Source organism: Xenorhabdus littoralis, from assembly GCF_033949345.1.
GTDB lineage: Bacteria > Pseudomonadota > Gammaproteobacteria > Enterobacterales > Enterobacteriaceae > Xenorhabdus > Xenorhabdus littoralis.
The window spans coordinates 1-1,106 of the sequence record NZ_VCDP01000181.1; the positions used below are offsets into that span (position 1 = coordinate 1).

Below are 1,106 nucleotides of genomic sequence, written 5' to 3' on the forward strand. Positions count from 1 at the left end.
GGCAGTACCTGCAATAAATCACCGATCAGTTCATCAAGAAACATCTCCGGTGCCCAGTCTTCCAGTGCATCAAATTTGCGGCAACAGGTACCAAAGACTTCATCAAAGGTGACGGCAGGTTCCGGGTTTATACTGAAGATATATTGCTGCCAGACAGCCTCTGCATTCTGACGCAGCACCAATAAAGGACGTATCTGGGGGGTTCCCAGCCCGGATGCCAGCAAATTAGGTATCCACGGATAGAGGTATTGCACGGTATCTTCCATCCGGCTGATATGGCTGGCACTGACGGGAAAACCGGCCGCATTAAGCTGCGCGGACAATTCACGCAAGGTGATTCTTTTTTGCTTTTGCTCTTCGTAAATGGCTCTGGCCTTGCTGATCCCTAATGCTTTTTCAATAAAACTCAGGTCGCCCCGCAGTTCATTTTCCGCCAGATGCCCGATAACACACTGCAATCTGCCCGGCCACGGTTTAAACAGGCAGTGAACACGATAAAAACGCTCATCGCCGGTTTCCTGCCACAGTTCGGACAAAATCTGATAGCGGGTATTGCCGCCGTCGCTGAAGATATAGACATCTTCACCTTCCGGATCGCGGGTGACTTTCGGCACCGTATCCAGCCCGCGCGCTTTGATGGAGGCTTTGATATCGTCGTAACGCGGATTCCGACTGGTACGGGGGTTATCCGGATTGGGGCGGAGTTGATCCAGCGTCAGTACCATCGGCATTTCCGACACAGGGGGTTGTTCACTGAGTGTCGCCGCGGCCTGGCGCCCTTGTTGTAACAGGGCATTGCCCATATTGAGATGTTGCCGTGCCATCATTTACCCCCCGTAACCATCACGGTCTGCTGATAAGTCCGAAAACCGCGTATACTGACCGTCAAATCCCACACGAACCGCGCCCGTTGGGCCCTGGCGCTGCTTACCAATAATGATTTCGGCGATACCCGTATCGGGTGTGTCCGGGTGATAGACTTCATCGCGATAGAGATGCAGTATCAGGTCGGCGTCCTGCTCCAGTGAACCGGAATCACGCAGGTCACCATTGTTAGGACGTTTATCGGAACGGTTTTCGACCTGCCGGTTAAGCTGGGACAGCGC

The 1,106-nt window shown here is 53.3% G+C and carries 2 protein-coding genes; both read right to left on the reverse strand.

Annotated features, from left to right (window positions below; genetic code table 11):
- The coding region (locus FE394_RS19115; protein ID WP_319927902.1) for a ParB family protein at positions 1 to 824 on the reverse strand (824 nt) is incomplete at its 3' end.
- Positions 825 to 827: 3 nt separating this feature from the next.
- On the reverse strand, positions 828 to 1,106 hold a 279-nt coding region (locus FE394_RS19120; RefSeq protein WP_319927903.1), incomplete at its 5' end, for a DnaB-like helicase C-terminal domain-containing protein.